The organism is Sulfitobacter sp. HI0129 (assembly GCF_001635395.1).
Taxonomy (GTDB): Bacteria; Pseudomonadota; Alphaproteobacteria; order Rhodobacterales; family Rhodobacteraceae; genus Sulfitobacter.
Genome location: NZ_LWGH01000923.1, coordinates 1 through 434 on the forward strand (window position 1 = coordinate 1; position 434 = coordinate 434).

The 434-nt window shown below is 63.6% G+C and carries 1 pseudogene; it reads right to left on the bottom strand.

The window, feature by feature from the left end:
- Positions 1-434: pseudogene (locus A3764_RS20970) on the bottom strand (glycine dehydrogenase (aminomethyl-transferring)); the annotation flags it as partial.

Below are 434 nucleotides of genomic sequence, written 5' to 3' on the forward strand. Positions count from 1 at the left end.
TGCTCCCGGCTATAGGGCCTTTCGCCCCATTCCAGCACCAAATCCTCGACCGTATGCGGCGCGTTCTTGAGCGGGTTGTTCTGCGCGTCGATGCGCCCCTCCTCGATGTCGCGTATCTCCTCCCGAATGGCGAGCATGGCCTCACAGAAGCGGTCCAGCTCTGCCTTGGTCTCGCTCTCCGTCGGCTCCACCATCAGCGTACCGGCCACCGGCCATGACATGGTGGGCGCGTGGAAGCCGCAGTCGATCAGACGCTTGGCGATATCCTCCACGGTAATCCCGGCGGACTCGTCGAAAGGACGCACATCGATGATGCATTCATGCGCGACCCTGCCCGACGGCCCCTTGTAAAGGACGTCGAACGCCCCTTCGAGCCGCCGCGCGATATAGTTGGCGTTCAGGATCGCGACGCGGGTAGCCTGCGTCAGCCCATC